Annotated in this window: 17 protein-coding genes; 15 read left to right on the plus strand and 2 right to left on the minus strand. The window is 56.4% G+C overall.

What is annotated here, in order from left to right; all coding sequences use genetic code 11:
* Positions 1–34 precede the first annotated feature (34 nt).
* The 14 genes from rfaE1 (at position 35) to JAB1_RS19625 (ending at position 14,708) form a co-directional block, all read left to right on the plus strand.
* Complete coding sequence (gene rfaE1, locus JAB1_RS19560) at positions 35–970, plus strand: D-glycero-beta-D-manno-heptose-7-phosphate kinase (protein ID WP_071653377.1); 936 nt, start codon at positions 35–37, stop codon at positions 968–970.
* 8 nt (positions 971–978) lie between these two features.
* Positions 979–1,974: an ADP-glyceromanno-heptose 6-epimerase gene (rfaD, locus tag JAB1_RS19565; RefSeq protein WP_070281455.1), complete on the plus strand. Its 996-nt coding sequence runs from the start codon at positions 979–981 to the stop codon at positions 1,972–1,974.
* 7 nt (positions 1,975–1,981) lie between these two features.
* Positions 1,982–3,217, plus strand: coding sequence for an oligosaccharide flippase family protein (locus tag JAB1_RS19570; protein ID WP_071653378.1), 1,236 nt, complete (start codon positions 1,982–1,984; stop codon positions 3,215–3,217).
* Positions 3,210–4,400, plus strand: coding sequence for a glycosyltransferase family 9 protein (locus tag JAB1_RS19575; protein WP_083299823.1), 1,191 nt, complete (start codon positions 3,210–3,212; stop codon positions 4,398–4,400). The genes JAB1_RS19570 and JAB1_RS19575 overlap by 8 nt, the downstream gene beginning before the upstream one ends.
* Positions 4,397–5,677: a hypothetical protein gene (locus tag JAB1_RS19580; protein ID WP_070281458.1), complete on the plus strand. Its 1,281-nt coding sequence runs from the start codon at positions 4,397–4,399 to the stop codon at positions 5,675–5,677. The genes JAB1_RS19575 and JAB1_RS19580 overlap by 4 nt, the downstream gene beginning before the upstream one ends.
* Position 5,678: 1 nt before the next feature.
* Positions 5,679–6,254 carry a D-sedoheptulose 7-phosphate isomerase gene (locus JAB1_RS19585; protein WP_070281459.1) on the plus strand — a complete coding sequence of 192 codons (576 nt, stop codon included), beginning with the start codon at positions 5,679–5,681 and terminating at the stop codon, positions 6,252–6,254.
* The gene (locus JAB1_RS19590; protein WP_070281460.1) at positions 6,251–7,384 is read left to right on the plus strand and encodes an SDR family NAD(P)-dependent oxidoreductase; all 1,134 of its coding nucleotides are present in this window, start codon (positions 6,251–6,253) and stop codon (positions 7,382–7,384) included. The genes JAB1_RS19585 and JAB1_RS19590 overlap by 4 nt, the downstream gene beginning before the upstream one ends.
* A complete protein-coding gene (locus JAB1_RS19595; protein WP_035821856.1) occupies positions 7,381–7,914 on the plus strand; it encodes a serine acetyltransferase in 534 nt (177 codons plus the stop codon). Before JAB1_RS19590 ends, JAB1_RS19595 begins: the two co-directional genes overlap by 4 nt.
* Before the next feature lie 21 nt (positions 7,915–7,935).
* Positions 7,936–8,934, plus strand: coding sequence for a hypothetical protein (locus JAB1_RS19600; RefSeq protein WP_070281461.1), 999 nt, complete (start codon positions 7,936–7,938; stop codon positions 8,932–8,934).
* Positions 8,931–9,890 (plus strand): NAD-dependent epimerase/dehydratase family protein, encoded by a 960-nt coding sequence (locus JAB1_RS19605; protein WP_070281462.1) that lies wholly within the window; start codon positions 8,931–8,933, stop codon positions 9,888–9,890. The genes JAB1_RS19600 and JAB1_RS19605 overlap by 4 nt, the downstream gene beginning before the upstream one ends.
* Entirely contained in the window at positions 9,887–10,447 is a 561-nt protein-coding gene (locus tag JAB1_RS19610; protein ID WP_070281463.1) for a sugar transferase, read from the plus strand. The genes JAB1_RS19605 and JAB1_RS19610 overlap by 4 nt, the downstream gene beginning before the upstream one ends.
* Positions 10,448–10,503: 56 nt before the next feature.
* Positions 10,504–10,989: a D-glycero-beta-D-manno-heptose 1-phosphate adenylyltransferase gene (gene rfaE2, locus JAB1_RS19615; RefSeq protein WP_070281464.1), complete on the plus strand. Its 486-nt coding sequence runs from the start codon at positions 10,504–10,506 to the stop codon at positions 10,987–10,989.
* A gap of 284 nt (positions 10,990–11,273) precedes the next feature.
* Complete coding sequence (locus JAB1_RS19620) at positions 11,274–13,214, plus strand: nucleoside-diphosphate sugar epimerase/dehydratase (protein WP_070281465.1); 1,941 nt, start codon at positions 11,274–11,276, stop codon at positions 13,212–13,214.
* 270 nt (positions 13,215–13,484) lie between these two features.
* Positions 13,485–14,708 (plus strand): lipopolysaccharide biosynthesis protein, encoded by a 1,224-nt coding sequence (locus JAB1_RS19625; protein ID WP_070281466.1) that lies wholly within the window; start codon positions 13,485–13,487, stop codon positions 14,706–14,708.
* A 278-nt stretch (positions 14,709–14,986) separates the two neighbouring features.
* On the opposite strand, the gene JAB1_RS19630 is transcribed toward JAB1_RS19625, so the two are convergent.
* Entirely contained in the window at positions 14,987–16,540 is a 1,554-nt protein-coding gene (locus JAB1_RS19630; RefSeq protein ID WP_070281467.1) for a DEAD/DEAH box helicase, read from the minus strand.
* Between the two features lie 170 nt (positions 16,541–16,710).
* Here JAB1_RS19630 and JAB1_RS30365 point away from each other — a divergent pair, with 170 nt between their 5' ends.
* Complete coding sequence (locus tag JAB1_RS30365) at positions 16,711–17,121, plus strand: oxidoreductase-like domain-containing protein (RefSeq protein ID WP_254672170.1); 411 nt, start codon at positions 16,711–16,713, stop codon at positions 17,119–17,121.
* Here the strand turns inward: JAB1_RS30365 and JAB1_RS19640 are convergent, their stop codons facing one another.
* Positions 17,122–18,807 (minus strand): methyl-accepting chemotaxis protein, encoded by a 1,686-nt coding sequence (locus JAB1_RS19640; RefSeq protein WP_070281468.1) that lies wholly within the window; start codon positions 18,805–18,807, stop codon positions 17,122–17,124.
* Positions 18,808–19,290: the final 483 nt, after the last annotated feature.

Genomic DNA, 19,290 nt, shown 5'->3' on the forward strand with positions numbered 1-19,290 from the left:
GCCTCCGGCATCGCGTACTCCAATTACTCATATCATGGTTAACCATAGCTATAAAGACAATTTATCCAAAGCAAAGATTCTGGTAGTCGGCGATGTCATGCTCGACCGCTATTGGTTTGGACAAGTCAATCGCATCTCCCCGGAAGCACCGGTCCCCATCGCGAAGATTTCCCATCGCGAAGACCGCGCGGGCGGCGCGGCCAATGTGGCGCGCAATATTTCCAGCTTGGGCGGCCAAGCGACCTTACTCTCGGTCATCGGGCAGGACGAGGCGGGCGATGCCTTGGAAAATTTACTCAAGGCAAATAACGTACACACCCAACTATATCGGGACAGCAATATTTCCACGACCGTGAAATTGCGCGTACTGTCTCGTCAACAGCAATTGCTGCGAATTGATTTCGAGGAAATTCCTACGGACGAGATTTTGACGAACAAGCTTGAAATCTATTCCAAGCTGGTCAGCGAACATGATCTGGTCATTCTGTCCGACTATGGCAAGGGCTGCCTGCGCTATGCGGAAAAAATGATTGTCGCCGCGCGGGCGCTGGGCAAGCCCGTCCTCGTCGACCCCAAAGGTAGCGACTACAGCCATTACAAGGGGGCGACGCTGCTCACGCCTAACCGCATGGAATTTCAGGCCGTGGCGGGCGGCTGGTCCGACGAAGCCGCGCTGACCCAAAAAGCCCAGGCGCTACGCCAGGAACTCCAGCTCGACGCGCTGCTGGTGACGCGCAGCGAAGAAGGCATGTCCCTCTACCAGAAGGACGAAGTCTTGCACCAGCCTACGGTCGCGCGCCAGGTTTTTGACGTCTCCGGCGCCGGAGATACCGTGATCGGCACGCTGGGCCTGATGCTGGCGGCCGGGTATGACTATGAAGAGGCTATCAGCATCGCCAACCGCGCGGCCGGCATCGTCGTCGGCAAGCTGGGCACGGCCGTGGTCAGCCAAGAAGAACTGTTCTGCTAGGAGAAATTATGTATATCGTTGTAACAGGTGCCGCAGGACTCATTGGTTCCAATATCGTCAAAGCGCTCAATGCACGTGGCCATCGCCAGATCATCGCTGTTGACAACTTGACGCGCGGCGATAAATTCCGCAATCTCGTCGATTGCGATATCAGCGACTACATCGACAAGACTGAGTTCTTGAGCAAGCTGGCCAGCCCTGCGTACGCAGGAAAGATCAGCGCCGTCTTCCACCAGGGCGCCTGTTCCGACACCATGGAAACAGACGGCAAATACATGATGGAAAACAATTTCCGTTATTCGCTGGCCTTGCTCGACTATTGCCAAGAAAATAAAATCCCCTTCCTGTATGCCTCCAGCGCCTCGGTGTATGGCACGGGCAGTATCTTCAAGGAAGAGCGCGAGTTTGAGAAGCCCTTGAATATCTATGGCTATTCGAAATTCCTGTTCGACCAGATCGTACGCGAACGCATGGCCGACCTGACTTCCCAAGTGGTCGGATTCCGCTACTTTAACGTCTATGGTCCCCGCGAAGAGCACAAGCAACGCATGGCATCGGTGGCATTCCACCATTACCATCAATACCGCGAACATGGCAAGGTCAAGCTGTTTGAAGGCCGCGATGGCTATGCCGATGGCGGCCAGCTGCGCGACTTCGTTTCCGTCGAGGATGTCGTCAAGGTGAATCTGTGGTTCCTGGACCACCCGCAACAGTCCGGCATTTTCAATCTGGGTACCGGCCAATCGCAGCCGTTCAATGACATCGCCGTCGCTGCCGTCAACACGTGCCGCGAACTCGATGCGCTGGCGCCACTGACCCGTGAAGAAATGGTGGCACAAGGCATGCTGGAATACATCAAGTTTCCCGATGCATTGATCGGCAAGTATCAATCCTTTACCCAGGCAGACATCTCGCGCCTGCGGGCAGCCGGCTATGACGCGCCGTTCTACTCCGTCTCGGAGGGAGTGAGCCGGTACATCCGGAACTGGCTGCACGCCCGATGAGATTATCTTGTTAAAGAACATACTAAAAAACTCGATACTCACAGCATTAATACGGGGTGCCTCATTCGGAGTGCGGATATTCGCCCTCCTGATTGCGGCGCGCTATTCGGAACCGGCATATTTTGCCACTATAGCCCTGTTCTTTACGGTTGCCGAAATTGGACGCCTGCTGGCCGATTTCGGCATCGACACGTACACCATGCGCGAGTACGCATCGCATCGCAACAAGGCGGTGCTGCGTCAGACGATAGGTGCGGCGATGAGTGCCAAGCTGATGCTGGGCTTGCTGGTGGCCATCGCCAGCACGGGCGTCATGCTGTATTTGCGTCCGGGGGAGCTTGGCTCGACCTTGCCCTTTGCGCTCATGGTCATGTCGCCGCTGCTGATGAACTTGCCGATCAATTTTTTTATCGCCAAGATGCGCGGGCGCCATATCGCGCCGTTCGTGGCCATGGCGGGCTTGTTGTCGCTCGGTGTTTTTTATGGTTTGTTCACGTTTGCCAGCAATCCGGCGCTGGCATTCTTTTCCATTCCCGCGGCCGAAGCCCTGGTTGGCCTGTTCCTGATTGCCAAGGTGCCCGTCATGCGCGGCAGCCTGGCCTGCCTGAATTTCCCGGGCATGCTGAAGCTGCTGAAAATGACCTTGCCGATTGCCGCCGCGACCATCCTGGGCATCACCTATGGACGCATGGATGTGTTTTTCCTGGAGAAATTCCGTAGCGCTGAAGAACTGGGCCTGTATGCGTTTGCCGTGCGTCTGGTGGAACCGTTTCAATTTATCGCAGGCGCATTGGCCGTCAATGCCTATGGCCATATCGCCACATCGTTGAAAACGTCGGTGGCGGCGGCATCGGCAGTGAATGCCCGTTACCGTAAAGTCATGGCCCTGTACGCCGGCTTGGCCCTGTTGACGGTACTGGTGTTGGCGAATGTCCTGTTGGTATATACGTTTAAACAATATGCTGCCGCGCAAGCGATGCTGAATGTGACCGGATGTATCTTGATTTTCAAGTGTGGCAACTTGATCAGTACAGCGGCCATCCAGGCACATGGGAAATATAAATTCATCACCTCGGTCGCGGTCTGGAACTTTACCTTCCTGTCCGTTGCCATGGTGCTGCTGGTACCCCGCTTCGGTGCCTATGGCGCCTTGTTTTCGATACTGGCAATGGAATCGCTTAATTTTCTTATTCAAAATATTCTTTTAAGAAAATTACAGAAGAGCAACAATAAAGATGATTAAAAATACCGCTATCCGTACTTTCATGGTCTTGAGCGTCCTCCTGGGCCTGCTCTGCGCACGCATCCTGGCGCTGCTGGTGCGCCGGCAGTCCCACGCCGGCTTGCGCCTGCTCGTCGTGCGCCTGGACCAGACGCTGGGTGACAGTGCCATGAATTCGCCATTGCTGCGCGAACTGCGGCATGCCTATCCGGATGCCGACATCACACTGGTCGTGCATCCGCGCATCCAGGCGATGGTCCAGCATTGCCCGTACGTCAACCATATCGCGACGTACGACTGGGGTAGTTCGCTGCCGAAAAGCCTGCTGGTACGGCACTGGCTAAGCCTCAAGTTCTGCTGGACCCACTTCCGCTTGCAACAGCCTGATATTGCCATCGTCCCGCGCTTTGATGAAGATCATCATGCGGGCTTTATCGCCCTCTTCAGCGGAGCAAAGCGGCGTATCGCCTATACGGAACACGCGACGCAACGCAAGCAGGTGTTCAATGCCGGCTTTGACATGCTGTACACTGAAATCCTGCCTGCACTTGGCCTGAAGCATGAAGTCGAGCGCAATCTCGATATCGTGCGCCACTTGGGCTTTGAGCCGGCCGATACGGCGCTGGAATTCTGGGGTGGCGCGCCGGACGAGGCCTATGCGCGACAGCTCCTCCAGGAGCACGTTCCCGCTGGCAGCATGCTCATCGGCCTGGGCTTGTCTGGCGGCTATTCCATCCTGAAGCGCTGGCCGCTGCAGTATTATGTGGAACTGGCCGGCCTGTTACAAGAAAAACACAAGGACCGTGAACTCGCCATTTTGCTCGTCGGCGGCAAGGACGACGTGGCTTTAGGCGCGCAATTCGAAGCGAATTTCCCGGGTAAAGTCGTCAATATGATCGCCAAGACCAGCATCGCGCAGATGGCGGCCTTGCTCAGACACTGCGATCGCTTCATTGGCAATGACTCTGGCGCCATGCACATCGCGGCAGCGTCGAACATCAATGTCACGGGCATATTCGGCTCGAGCTGCCATCATCGCTTTAGCGCCTGGGGGCAACGCTGCCAGTCAGTCTCGCTGGAACTGGAATGCGGTCCCTGCGGGCGTGGCCACATAATAGATCGTTGCAATACCTGCATTTATGCTTCACCAAAATGCATGGATGATTTACTGCCGCTGGCGATCATGAAGGCGATATACAAATGATCATTTTCCTGTGCCTGATAAATTATCTACTGATCCTGTTTTCAGTTTATATTTTTTGCGTTAAAAATGGGACCATCAGCCTGAACGGATTTTTCTTCTTTTCCGTCGGCTATGCCTACTATTGGCTGACGCCTTATTTCCTCTCCTCCCTGTTAGGTTCGACACCGCCGGAAGAATTGGAGATAGTCATCGAGCGCTTTGTTTCGATTACCGCCGAAACCAGCCTGATATACTTGCTATTGTCTTTCCTGTTTTATGCCATTTTCCTGTTTTTTTATTATGTCAGCTTCAATGGCAAGTCGCCACGCAAGCCGATCAGTCAAAAATCGGAACGGGCGATACGTTTTTGGACAATCATGAGCTGTCTTGGCATTGGCCTGGCAGCGTTGATGGCCATCCCGATCAAGCATTATTTCTTCACAGGCTATGACGCTGCATTATTTGAAAACTACCAGGACGGTGTAGTGCAGGATGCCTTGCCACGTGGAACATTCATCGCGTCGACCTCGATTCTGTTTTCCATGGCATTCATGCGCGCTGTCATGAAGCATGGACATTTGCAAAAAATATTGCCGGTACTGACCGATCCGTTCATGCTTGCATACTATTTCTTTGCCATCCTGGCGCTCTCCCTCGGAGGTCGCCTGTATTTTGCAACCAATATGCTCACTGTAATTATCTTCTTCTCGACCTATTTTTCCTGGCGAGTCAAGCTCAGCGAATTTTTCGTGTTGGGACTGGCAGGTGTTGGCAGCGCAGCAATGTGGGGTGTATTGAGGGCAGGCAGTGATTTTTCGCTGTTCAACATGGCGTTGAATCTAGCGCAGGAACCGTTGCTGACCTCTATTTCATCCTTTTCATTCTTAACTAGCGGAAAGCTTCCATTAATCAATTTTCCATCGTTTCTGATCAGTGATTTCATTAACTTGATTCCTTCGGTCATTTTTCCGGGGAAGATTAACTACCTGCTCAATCCGCTAGATTTTGGCTATGACTTTGCCATGCCGCTCGGCGGCCTGCATGTTTTTGTATCACTACTGATCAATTTTGGCATCGCTGGCGCTGCCGTGTTTTTTGCGGCAGTTGGCTACTTGATGGGAAATTACCGGAAAACCGTCAGTGTTCAGAAAATCGTAATCTATAGCTTGATCTGTGCCTGCATGACATTCACGTTCAACCGTGATCCATTTTCCGTATCAATCGTGAAGAATATTTTCGAAAATTCTTTCCTGATCCCTTTTATTCTTTATTCAATTCAAAAGAAATTTTTCAAATAAAATGTTACAAAAATTCATAACACAACATATTGAACTATTCCAGCGCCTGCCGCAAATTGAGAATGAAATTGTCAAGATTGCTGACATATGCAGCACAGCAATCAGCAACAAGCGCAAAATCATTTTCTGTGGCAATGGCGGTTCTGCTGCCGATGCGCAGCACATTTCTGCCGAGCTGGTCGGACGTCTGGTGGACGACCGCCGTGCGCTGGCGGCAATTTCGCTGACAACGGATACCTCTGCCCTTACGTGTATCGCCAACGACTATGGCTATGATCACGTATTTTCGCGGCAACTGGCCGGCGTGGGCCAGCCCGGTGATGTGCTGATCGGTATTTCCACTTCGGGGAATTCGCAAAACGTCATGAATGCAATCGACATGGCAAAGACGATGGGCATTGAAACCGTCGGCTGGCTTGGCAAAGATGGCGGCAAGCTGGCCAGCATGGTCGATATTCCGATGATCGTGCCAAGCAATGTCACGGCACGCATTCAAGAAGCACATATCTTCATCGGGCACACCATCTGTGCAATGATCGAAAAAAACCTGGGTTACGGCAAATGGGAGTCCGCATGAACAAACATATCTTGATCACCGGTGGCGCCGGTTTTATTGGCACAAATCTCAGCCGCAAATTGCTGGCTGACGGCTATCGCATCTCCGTGCTGGACAATCTGTCGCCGCAAATTCACGGCGCCTATCCGCAACTCGATGAAACCATGCTGCGTGACGGCCGCATCCATTTCATTCGCGCCGATGTACGCCAGTCCGGCGTGCTGGAGCAAGCCTTGCAAACGGTCGACACGGTCATGCATCTGGCGGCAGAAACCGGTACCGCACAATCGATGTACCAGATCGCCCACTACAATGAAGTCAATACGCAGGCGACCGCGCAATTGCTCGACATCCTGGCGAACAAACCCAATACGGTGAAAAAGATCGTCCTCGCTTCGTCGCGCTCGATCTATGGAGAAGGCGCGTACGCCTGCCCGACCCATGGCACGGTGTATCCGGGCGCCCGCAGTGCGGCACAGCTGAAGAACCACCAGTGGGATCCGCTCTGCCCCGCCTGCAATGGCCCGTTGCGCGCCATTCCGACGCCGGAAACGGCACGTCCCAGCCCCGCGTCCATCTATGCCGCAACCAAATACGCGCAGGAAGACCTGATCCGTATCGCTGGCGACTCCCTCGGCATCAGCACCGCCATCCTGCGCTTCCAGAACGTCTACGGCGCAGGCCAGTCGCTGAACAATCCGTACACCGGCATCCTGTCCATTTTCTCGACCCGTATCCGGCGCGGCATGAGCTTGCCGATTTTCGAGGACGGCCTGGAGAGCCGCGATTTCGTGCACGTCAACGACATCGTGCAAGCGATTCAGCTGGCCATGGAAAGTGACGCCGCCAGCGGTGCCACGCTCAACGTTGGCGCCGGCGAGCCGACTTCGGTGCTCGATATCGCCAATCTGCTCGTCGATGCACTGGGCGGCTCCGTCCGTCCGGAAGTGACCGGCCAGTATCGCCTGGGCGACATCCGCCATTGCTACGCCGATTTGAGCCAGATCAAGGCGACCTTGAACTTCACGCCGCAGGTATCGCTGGCGCGCGGCATCGAGGAATTCGCTGCCTGGGTCAGCTCCCAACCCTTGCCGGAAGACGGCCTGGACAAGGCAAATGAAGAGCTGAAAAAACGTAAGATGATGTCATGAGTCTGCGCACCACCTTGTATGCCGATCTGGCCAGGCAATATTTCTATGCCGGCCAGCCGGACCGGCAACCGACTTTCGGACGCCTGCTGCTGACGTCTTTCTCGCCGCGTTTCATGCCGGTGGTGCTGTTTCGCCTGTCTCACTGGTTTTTTCAGAAGCGTTTGTCGCCGCTGGCAAAGCTGGTGTCCCTGATTAATTTCGTCGTCTTCGGCCTGGAAATTGCCGTTCGCTGCGAAATCGGACCCGGCCTGTATTTCCCGCATACGCAGGGCACGGTCATCGGCGCCCTGCGCATCGGCATGAATGCAACGATTTACCATAACGTCACGTTTGGCGCCCGGGAAATCGATATTGGCTACCACGACGCTTCGCGTCCGGTGGTTGGCGACAATGTGATCGTCGGCTCCGGCGCCAAGGTGCTCGGCGCCGTCGTCCTCGGCGACAACGTACGCGTCGGCGCCAACGCGGTGGTCCTCAAGGATGTGGCATCTGGTTTGACCGTGGTCGGCATTCCCGCCGCACCCATCTAAATAATTGATTGATTAAGTACAGTGGAAAATTTTTTCAACGGGAAAAAAATCCTGTTTATCGCCCCGGCTTTCTTTGGGTATGAACGCGAAATAAAGAAGCGGCTCGAAGAGCTGGGCGCGCACGTCGACTATCACGACGATCGTCCGTCCACCAGCGCCTGGTCGAAGTTCGCCATCCGTGTCATGCCACGTACGCAACAGCAGGCGATTCACCGCTATTTTTCCGTTCTGCTCGATGGCAACCACGGCAATTACGACTTTGTGTTCATCATCAAGATGGAATGCATGCCGGCCGACATCCTGCAAGCCTTGCGCGAAAAAAATGCGAAGGCCAAGTTCATTTACTACTCGTATGACTCGGTAAAAAACAATGGCAACTTCAGGCAATCCGTGGGGCAGTTCGACAGCGCGTTTACCTTCGATGACCAGGATGCCCAGACGATTCCCGGCATCCGCCTGCGGCCGCTGTTCTTCCTGAACGAATACCGCGATCTGCCGCGCACGGACATCGGCTATAACGTCACCTTTATCGGCACGGCGCACAGCGACCGCTATGCGCTGGTGAAGAAGATCAGCGCCGCGTTGCCTCCCAATGACAAGCCGAATTTCTTTTTCCTGTTCATTCCCAGCGTCGTGATCTACCGCTTGAAGAAGCTGTTCGTGCCAGCGTTCTTCAAATCGAAAATCTCCGAATTTTCCTTTACGCCAATGAACAAGGCGCAGGTGATGGAAGCCATCGCCAAGTCGAATGTCATTCTTGACTTCCAGCATCCGAATCAGATCGGCCTGACGATGCGAACCATCGAAATGGTGGGCGCCCGGAAGAAATTGATCACAACGAATCAAAATGTCAGGAAGTACGATTTTTATCGGCCGGAAAACATCGCCGTGATCGACAGGGAAACGCCGCAGATCGATCCTGCCTTCCTGACCACGCCCTATGTCGACCTGCCTGCCGCGCTGTATGACAAATACTCGATCGACGGCTGGCTCCGCGATGTTTTTTCGGTGGCGCCATGAGCACCAGCCAGACCATCCTGGTGACCGGCGCCACGGGTTTTGTGGGACGCCGGCTCTGCAGCCACCTGGCCGAGCATGGCCACCGCGTGATCGCCCTGGTGCGGGCCGGCGGCCGCGCCATCCCTGGCGTGGCGCAGGAAGTGTGCATCGCCGATTTCGCCCGCCTCGACGCGCTCGATACGGTGCTGCCGCAGTGCGATGCGGTGATCCACCTGGCTGGCCGCGCCCACGTGATGCGCGATACCGCCGCCGATCCGCTTGGCGAGTTTCGCCGCGTGAATGTCGGGCTGACCAGGAGCTTGCTGGAACGCGCCGCCGATGCGCGCGTCAAGCGCTTTGTCTTTGTCAGTTCGATCGGCGTCAACGGCAACAGCAATATCACGCCTTTTTCGGAACAGGACACGCCGGCGCCGCATGACCTGTATGCCATCAGCAAGCTCGATGCCGAACAGCTGGTGCAGGACATGGCGCAACAATGCGGCATGGAATATGCCATCGTACGGCCAGTACTCGTCTTTGGACCGGAAGCTCCCGGCAACTTCGGCACCCTGCTCAAGCTGGCCGCAAAAGGCTGGCCGCTGCCGTTCGGGCGCCTGCGGTCGAAACGCAGCCTGATCAGCGTGTGGAATCTGGCCGATTTCCTGCGCACCTGCGCAACTTGTCCGCAAGCGCTGCACGACGTTTTTCTGGCAGCGGATGCGCAAACGGTGACCCTGCCCGAGATTTTCCGCCATCTGGCCATCGGCATGGGCAAGACCGCGCGCCTGCTCTCCATGCCCAGGTCGCTGCTTGCGCTGGCCTGCACCTTGGTTGGCAAGCGCCAGATGCTTGACAAGCTCGATGCAGGATTGACTGTCGATATCACCAAGGCACAACAGCAGCTGGCATGGCAAGCTCCCTTTACAACGGCCGAAGCCTTGATTAAAACTGGTAAAGAATACACACACACATCATGAAACGACTATTCGACCTCCTGCTGGCCCTGATTGCTACCGTCATCCTCGCATTACCGTTGCTCATCGTCGCCCTGACAGTACGCTTGACCTCCCCTGGCCCCGTCTTGTACTGGTCGGATCGCGTGGGCCAACGCAACCGTATTTTCAAGATGCCGAAATTTCGCACGATGCGTATCGGCACACCGGCAGTCGCCACCCACCTGCTGCAGAATCCTGCACAATTTCTCACGCCCGTCGGTTCCTTCCTGCGCAAGTCGAGCCTCGATGAACTGCCGCAACTGTGGAGCATTCTGGTCAACGACATGAGTTTTGTCGGACCGCGGCCTGCCCTGTTCAATCAGGATGACCTGATCGCCTTGCGCACGGAGCACGGCGTCGACCAGTTGCTGCCGGGCTTGACGGGCTGGGCCCAGATCAATGGCCGCGACGACTTGCCCATCCCGCAAAAAGTGCAACTCGATGTGGCATACCTGAAACAGCAATCCCTGGCCCTGGATATCAAAATCATCTTTTTGACGTTCCTGAAAGTGATCAAACGCGACGGCGTCACACACTGACCCGACCTGCTGCGCCTCTGCGCGGCAGGTGTATTTAACCTAGCTCTCTGTCTACCATGCCTGAATTCGAAAACAAAATCGCCTCCCTGGAACAGCTGAAACAACGCGTTGCAGCCCTTCCCAAGCCAGTCGTCATGACCAACGGCGTGTTCGACATCCTGCACCGCGGGCATGTGACCTACCTGGCGCAGGCACGGTCCCTGGGCGCTTCGCTGGTCGTGGCGGCGAATACCGACGCCTCCGTCAAGCGCCTGAACAAGGGCGACGACCGCCCGCTGAATGCCTGCGCGGACCGCCTGGCGGTGCTGGCTGCGCTCGAATCGGTCAGCCTGGTCGTGGCATTCGATGACGATACCGCGCTACAAGTCGTCTGCGAGGCCCACCCGGATATTTACGTCAAGGGCGGCGATTACCAGATGGATGCCATTCCCGAAGGGCAGGCCGTGCTCGCTTATGGCGGACAGGCGCTGGCGATCGACTTTCAGCATGACCGCTCGACCTCCAAGCTGCTGGCCAAGGTGCGCAGCCAGCTGCCAGGCTAGCAGGCAGGCGCGCCAGATCCTCAGCCATTCCATTAAAATGCACACCGGTGTGATTACAAATCCTACAAGAATTTTTCCTTGCCTGGTTTGACAATCAGCATACTTTTTTGAATTTATTCGGTGAAGAATACTCATCGACAGTTTTTTAACATCAAGGGAATCACATCCCCCCTTTCTTACCTTGATGTTTACATCGATAATACTTCTGACATATGCCATGCGCCGGTATTGCGCAGAAGAAATCAGGCTTATCGAGTCGAATCACAATAATTAATAGCCAAACAATGAAATCCATTCTTGATTTATCTCGGTTCCATAAGCAGATGATCGCGGCAACGGCAGATTTAATTCTTCTGCCGATTACGTTCTGCATCGCCATCCTGCTGCGCTACGATTCGGTCAATACGGCTCTGTTCATGAGTTATCTTTACCTGATCGTCGCCGTGCCGCTCATTTCCCTGCCCATCTTTATACGGCTGGGGCTGTACCGCGCGGTGATACGCTTCATCGATCAGAAAATCATTTTCTCGGTCATTCTCGGCGTTACGATTTCGGTAGCCCTGCTGGTCGCGCTGGCGGCCTTCATGACCCACATGAACGGCATGTCGCGCGGCGTGTTCGGCATTTACTGGATCAGCGCCATCGCCTACGTGGTGGCCAGCCGCTTCCTGGCGCGCGGTTTCCTGTTGCATCCAAGCAAACGCCAAGGCATGGTGCGGGTAGCCATCTATGGGGCCGGCAGGGCTGGCACGCAACTGGCCAGCGCCTTGCGTGCCGGCCATGACTACCTGCCTGTGGCCTTCATTGACGACAATAGCGAACTGAATGGCATTACCATTTCTGGCATGAAGGTGTACGGCACTTCCGACCTGTCCGATGTGGTCGCCCGTACCAGCATCAGCGAAATCCTGCTGGCCATGCCATCCATTTCGAAAAGCCGGCAAAAGCGCATCCTCGACAAGCTCGAGCCTTTAAAGGTGCATATCAAAGTCACGCCCCCAGTGGAAAGCCTGGTCAGCGGTGAACTGCGCCTCCAGGATATCCGTAACATCGAGATTGAAGACTTGCTGGGACGCGACCAGGTCACGCCCGACGCCGCCTTGATCGCCGCCTGCATTACCGGCAAATGCGTCATGGTGAGCGGTGCGGGGGGGTCCATCGGTTCCGAGCTGTGCCGTCAGATCGTTACCCTGCGCCCGACGCGCCTGATCCTGCTGGAGATGTCGGAATTTGCCCTATATTCCATCAAACAGGAATTGCTGAGTATAAAGGCGGCCCATGGATTGCATTTTGATTTGCTGCCTTTTCTCGGTAGCGTGCTCGATACGGAGAAATGCAAACGAATCATGACGACCTACGTCGTCGATACGGTGTACCACGCGGCCGCCTACAAGCACGTGCCGCTGGTCGAACATAACCCGATCGAAGGCGTACGCAACAATGTGTTCGGGACCTTGAGCATCGCCAAGGCAGCCATTGCCAGCGGCGTCAAATGCTTCGTGCTCATTTCCACGGACAAGGCGGTGCGCCCGACCAATGTCATGGGTTCGACCAAGCGCCTGGCCGAGCTGATTTTGCAGGCTTTCGCCCGCAACCAGAAGCACACCCGCTTCTGCATGGTTCGCTTCGGCAACGTCCTGGGATCGTCCGGCTCCGTCGTGCCCCTATTCCGCAAACAGATCGAAGCGGGTGGCCCCATTACCTTGACGCATCCTGAGATCACGCGCTACTTCATGACCATCCCTGAAGCGGCCCAGCTGGTATTGCAGGCGGGCGCCATGGGAGAAGGCGGCGATGTCTTCGTGCTGGACATGGGCGAACCGGTCAAGATCATCGACCTTGCGGAACGGATGATCCATCTCAGCGGCCTGGAAGTGCGCAGCAAGGCGGCGCCGGATGGCATTGCCATTGAACATGTAGGTTTGCGCCCAGGTGAAAAACTTTATGAGGAATTGCTGATCGGCGACAATGTCGAAGGAACCAGCCACCCCCTGATCATGCGTGCCCAGGAGTCAGAAATTGCATGGAACGAATTGCACGGCATGCTCGACGACATGGACCGCGCCTGCAGCCAGTTCGACTACGAAGGGGTACGTGCCTCATTACGCACCATCATCAAGGAATACACCCCGCAATGTGGCATTGAAGACTTTATCTGGCTGGAACAGCGTACGCAACAATCTCGTACGCCACAGGAAACTCCTGGCGCATCCGTCATGTTGTAACACTGGCAACACAGGCTGGTGCAAACGCCGGATCGCGCCAGCCAGTGCATCTATACAAACTGTCACAATTAGGCACGGCACGGCAGAATTGAAACGCTATAATGTAGAGAATTGCGCGTTGTTTAGCCAGCATGACAACGCCACTCTCTGCCTGCCAGGCATCGACATAACAAAGGCAAGCTCAGGTGCAATCAGCACCATGCGCCTCGCCCCAGATATAAACCACATACTTGAAACGCCTGCCGCAAGCATTTATTAAAATGAGAAATTATGCATAAAGAAGTAAAAATGATTGAAGGGGATGAGATTGATGAAAACATTCTTCCCGTTACCGATTTGCTGACGACCGTATGGCAAGGACGCCGTACTTTACTGGCGATTACCTTGCTTGCCGTGGCCGCAGGCCTGGCAGGCCGGATGTTATTTTCCGAGTACAAGAGTGAAGGCTTCTTCCAGTTTGGTGGGGCTATTCCCATGGTCAAGAAAACCACTGACAAGGAAAAAGAGAAAGAAAAGGAAGCAAGCCCTGGCATCAAACTGGCCGACTACAAGCGCTATGCGGCGGCGTTCAAATCGAATGAGCGCTTTACGGACTTCCTGGCTCAGCACAAACTGGAACAAGGTGCCAGCACCGAGTCATTGCGCCGTTCCTTTGCTTCGCGCGAAGGCATTTCAAAGTGGATCGATCCGGTATTTCCATTTACCAAACTTGATGCCAAGGAATTACTGGAAGATCCCAAGGATGGCAACAACAACGTCATTGGCTTACGTATCAGCTATGACGATAAAGATCCGAAAGTAGCACAAAACATCGTTGGACTACTGGGCCGTTATACGATGGATACCATCGTGTATATCATTTACACGGATATCCTGCGCTTCAAGCATGTCGAAATGACAGCCAAGATCACGGCGCTGGAAAATGAAATTATTGTAAATAATGAGCGCCTTGCTTATTTCCGTCGCAGCGGTGATGATTTAAAGAAAATCGTATCGCGCTATCCTGAAATCGCTGGCCAGGCTTCGCGACAGATCGTTTCGGTCAATGATGAAACAGCGCGCTATCTGCCGCCAGTCACGCAATTGATGACCACCGAAGTGCTGGCATCGGAAGCGACCGAAAAAATCCATAAGGCACGCCGCGAGCAGCAACAGAACGTGCTGTTGCGCGAGTATTACGACAAGGCAAAAATCTTGGTCGACAATACGAAATCCGGCGAAGATATCTTGCGCGGCCTGGAACCGGTAAAGATTGAAGTCTTCAAAAACAAGAACATGGAAGACGACACGGTCAAGGAGGTCTTTAATCAGATCACTATCGACAATCAAACGGCAATCAGCCAGTACCTGGAAAAAAGCCGCTTCATTGCAGGTCCTAGCTTGCCAGAAAATCTTTCCTTGCGCCTGTCGGTAACCATTTTGTTCAGCCTGTTTGCAGGTTTGATTCTGTCCCTGGCCGTCATCTTTGGACGCAAAATGTTTAGCAAGACCTGAATCCGGCATCAAACTGCCCGACCAGCATTTCGAGATGCCGCTCAGTAATAACTGAGCGGCATTTTTTTACAGCAACAACTCCAGATCACCACTTCACTCGCTCGTGCTCGCAGCGCCGGTACGCTGCATGTGCTGCTGAATAAAAAAAAGGCCTGATCGCACAAGGCGATCAGGCCGTTCATCGTTACTCCGTATCGGTTTATTTCCGTTCAACAATATCCAGCATTTTCATCCAGGATATTGTCAATGCCCGACGTACAGGCACAATCAGTCATCCACTATTGCTTCAACAAGCCACCCAGCAACGCGGCTACCTTCTGCTTCGGCTTGGCCGCGACAGGCGCCATGCTGGCGGCAGCCGGGGCTGCGGCCTTGGCCGGCTCATATGGCTTCAGGAACCACGGGTCGGCCTTTTCGCGGCGGGCACCGGGACCAAAGGCGGGACGCGCACCACGCTCGGCGGAACGGCTGTCGCGGCTGCTGTCGCCAGCATGGCGGCTCTCCGGGGCACGCGCGGGACGCGCCTCGCCACCTTCGCTGCGGCGCGGCGGACGGCGCTCGCTGTCGCTGCTGCGGGCGGGCGCGGGGTTGAAGCCCGTCAATTCACCACGATTGATGCTTTGCTTGATGAGTTTCTCGATGTCGGCCAGCAAGCGCTCGTCTTTATCCGAGTAGATCGAAATGGCGTCGCCCGAGGCGCCGGCGCGGCCCGTGCGGCCGATGCGGTGCACATAATCTTCCGCGTTGTACGGCAAGTCGAAGTTGATGACGCAAGGCAAATCGGAAATATCCAGGCCGCGCGCCGCCACGTCGGTGGCGACCAGCACGTCGATCTCGCCCTTCTTGAACGCTTCCAGCGCCGCCATGCGCTCCTGCTGGCTCTTGTCGCCGTGAATCGCCGTGGCGCTCATGCCTTCCTGTTCCAGCACGCGGGCCAGGCGCGAGGCGCCGATCTTGGTATTCGAGAATACGATGACCTGCTTCAGGTCGCGTTGGCGCAGAAGATGGGCGACCAGGGCATGCTTCTGGTCTTCCGTCACTTTATAGACCACTTGCGTGACCTTGTCGGCCGTCTGGTTGCTGCGCGCCACTTCGATCGTCAGCGGATCGTTGAGGAACGTGGCAGCCAGCTTCTTGATTTCTGGCGAGAACGTGGCCGAGAACATCAGGTTCTGGCGTTGCTTCGGCAGCAAGTTGATGATGCGCTGCAAGTCCGGCAGGAAGCCCATGTCCAGCATGCGGTCAGCCTCATCCATGACCAGCATCTGCACCTGGCTCAGGCTGATGTTCTTTTGCTCGATATGGTCGAGCAAGCGGCCCGGCGTGGCGATGACGATTTCCACGCCGCCACGCAGGATGACGGTTTGCGGCTTCATGTCCATGCCGCCGAAGACGACGGTCGAGCGCAGCGGCGTGTGCTTGGCGTAAGCCTTGACGTTTTCGGCCACCTGCACCGCCAGCTCACGGGTCGGCGTCAGGATCAGCGCGCGCACCGGGTGGCGTGCCGGCGACATGCTGCTGCTGGCATGCGCCATCAGCAACTGGATGATCGGCAAGGAAAAACCGGCCGTCTTGCCGGTGCCCGTTTGTGCGGCACCCATCACATCGCGGCCTTGCAGCACCACGGGGATCGCTTGTTCCTGGATCGGTGTCGGATGGGTATAGCCCTGGTCGGTCAGTGCGCGCTGGATTTCAGGCGCGAGGCCAAAGTCGGCAAAGGTCAGGCTGGGAGCAGCGGATACGGCAGGTGCTGGTGCAGGCGCAGCGGCGACGGGCGCCGCTTCAGGGGCAATCGCCGGGCTGGGCGTAGGAGTCGATTCGGTTTCAGACATAAATTTTCTGGTGTGCCTCCGCACTGCGGAAGCCATGCTTTCTCAATAAACAACATTTCGGGGCACAGGCAGCTCCGTCTTGCAAGCCATGGATCATTGTTCTTGCGGCACCTCCGTGCTCCGGGACATGCTGTATGGCGTATGCGGGAGCGTCGAAGAGATGTGCTGCGATGGCGGCGGAGATCGCGCCGGCGGAACATCGCGCGCAGAAGATACAATATCAGTGCTGTAAACGATACCCTAATTCACCGCAACTGTACACGGAAACCGTGATTTTTGAGCAAAAAGCGTTCCAGCAACGGCACGCCGGGATGCAGTATGATGCCAGCTCCAATGCCAGCCCCACCGTCTCCGCCCTCACCATGCCCACCCCGCCTTTACCCCTCGATCCGCAACCGCAAGCGCCCAGCAAACCGGGCAATGACGAGTGTTGCCACAGCGGTTGCACCTTTTGCGTACTGGAAATGTACCAGGAAGACCTGGCTGCCTACGAAGAGGCCCTGAGGGCGTGGCAACAGCGCCAGCAAGCCGCTACCGCGCCCGCCACTAAGGACGTCAAAAAACCGCGCAAGCGCGCTTAATCAAAAGCTTTCCCACTCATCCACTGGCGCCGTGCGACGCGCCGGGTCGGCCAATTGACGCGGCGCCGCTGCCGGCGTCACGGCGGCCGGCGCCTTGACGAGGACTGCCGCGCGCGGCCGGGTTGCGGCGGCACTGGCCACGTCGAGCTTGAAGATGCTGACCACTTCACTCAGGCTGGCGGCCTGCTCCTGCATCGATTCGGCCGCTGCCGCCGCCTCTTCCACCAGGGCCGCATTTTGCTGCGTCACCTGGTCCATCTGGGCAATCGCCTGGTTAACCTGCTCGATACCGGCGCTCTGCTCGCTGCTGGCGGCCGTGATCTCGCTCATGATATCCGTCACGCGGGTGATGCTGGCCACGATGTCATCCATCGTGCGGCCCGCCTGGTCCACCAGTTTTGACCCCGCCTCGACTTTCTCGACCGAATCGCCGATCAGGACCTTGATATCCTTGGCCGCCGCGGCCGAGCGTTGCGCCAGGTTGCGCACTTCCGTGGCCACGACGGCAAAGCCGCGCCCCTGCTCGCCTGCGCGCGCCGCCTCGACGGCTGCATTCAGGGCCAGGATATTGGTCTGGAAAGCAATGCCATCGATGACGGCGATGATGTCGACGATCTTGCGCGACGAGGCATTGATCGACGCCATCGTGCCCACCACTTCGCCGACGACCTTGCCGCCCTCGATGGCGATGCTCGACGAGGTCAGCGCCATGGTGTTGGCCTGGCGCGCATTGTCCGCATTCTGCTTCACGGTCGAGGTCAGCTCCTCCATCGACGAAGCCGTTTCTTCCAGCGAACTGGCCTGCTCTTCCGTGCGCGACGACAAATCCTGGTTGCCGGCGGCAATCTGGCTCGACGCCGTGGCAATCGTATCGGTGCCGCTGCGCACCTGGCCCACCAGCTTTTGCAAGCTGGCATTCATGTCTTTCAGGGCCTGCATCAATTGCCCCGTTTCGTCTTGCGATTGCACAACGATATGCGCCGTCAAATCACCAGCCGCCACCTGGCGCGCCACGCCGACGGCCTCGATCAGCGGACGCGCCACGCTGCGCGCCACCCACAGCGCCAGCAGCATGCCGATGACGACGCTGCCCACCAGCAAGCCGATCAGGCTGGCACGCGAGGCCGCATAGGTTGCATCGGCGCTGGCGCTCGAGCGCACGCCGCCATCCGTGTTAATCGACACCAGCTTATCGAGGGTCGCCATCATGTCCGCCATGACCTTGGCGGACGGCCCCACGGCCAGCGCACGCGCCTCTTCCTTCTTCATCTCGCGCGACAGGCTCAGCATGGTTGCATGCAGGCGCATGAATTCATCGTTGAGCGACAGGAAGCGCTCGAATACTTCCTGCTCGCCCGGTTCGGAAATCAGGCTGCGATACTTGTCGCCGTCCACCTTCAGCTTGGCCTGGGTTTCCGTCATGCGCGTTTCGTTCTGCGCCATGTCGGCATCCTGCGCGGCCAGCATGTGCGCCAGTTCCCAGCGGCGGAAATCGCTGACATCGCTGCGCATGGACATGGCCGCCAGCACGCTGGGCATCCAGTTGGCGGACAGGTCCGTCGACGCGGTATTGATGCGCGCCATGGAAAAGATCGCCGACACGCCCAGCGCGGCCGTCAACAGCAGCACGGCGCCAAACGACAAGATCAGCTTGGTGGCAATTTTCAGATCAAAAAACCATTTCATGCGTTGCGTTCCTTCATTAGACGGGTAAACGGGACAAGATGGCCGCGCTCCGGCAAATGCACGGCGCGGGCAGTGAGGGCAGGCTGCAGCGGAAGTAAACAGTGATGGTGGGCAAGGACAGCAGGGCATCCCGAAACACCAGTCGAATTTCCGCAGCGCAACATCTTATCACCGTCGTACTGCAGTGCAGAGGGGTTTGATCAAGGTATGCGGCCAAAGTTCACGGGTAGCGGGCAAGGCGGCGTATTTTTTCCAGACAACGTTGTTTCTACAGGGAAAAATGCAGCGGCAGGCGTAGGAGTCGGATGACACGAGGCAATGTTCCTAGCCTACATAAGCGCGTCGGCTCATCCGATGCCCGTCCGCGGCCCCTGGTCCTATAGTGGATACAAGATTCAGCACAACGCTAGCAAGCCAGAAAAGCAGCGCCATCCAACAAAATCAGAAGACGAGGCCCTACCATGTACAAAGCTTATAGCAACC

It is taken from the genome of Janthinobacterium sp. MP5059B (genome assembly GCF_001758645.1).
Lineage (GTDB): Bacteria > Pseudomonadota > Gammaproteobacteria > Burkholderiales > Burkholderiaceae_D > Janthinobacterium > Janthinobacterium lividum.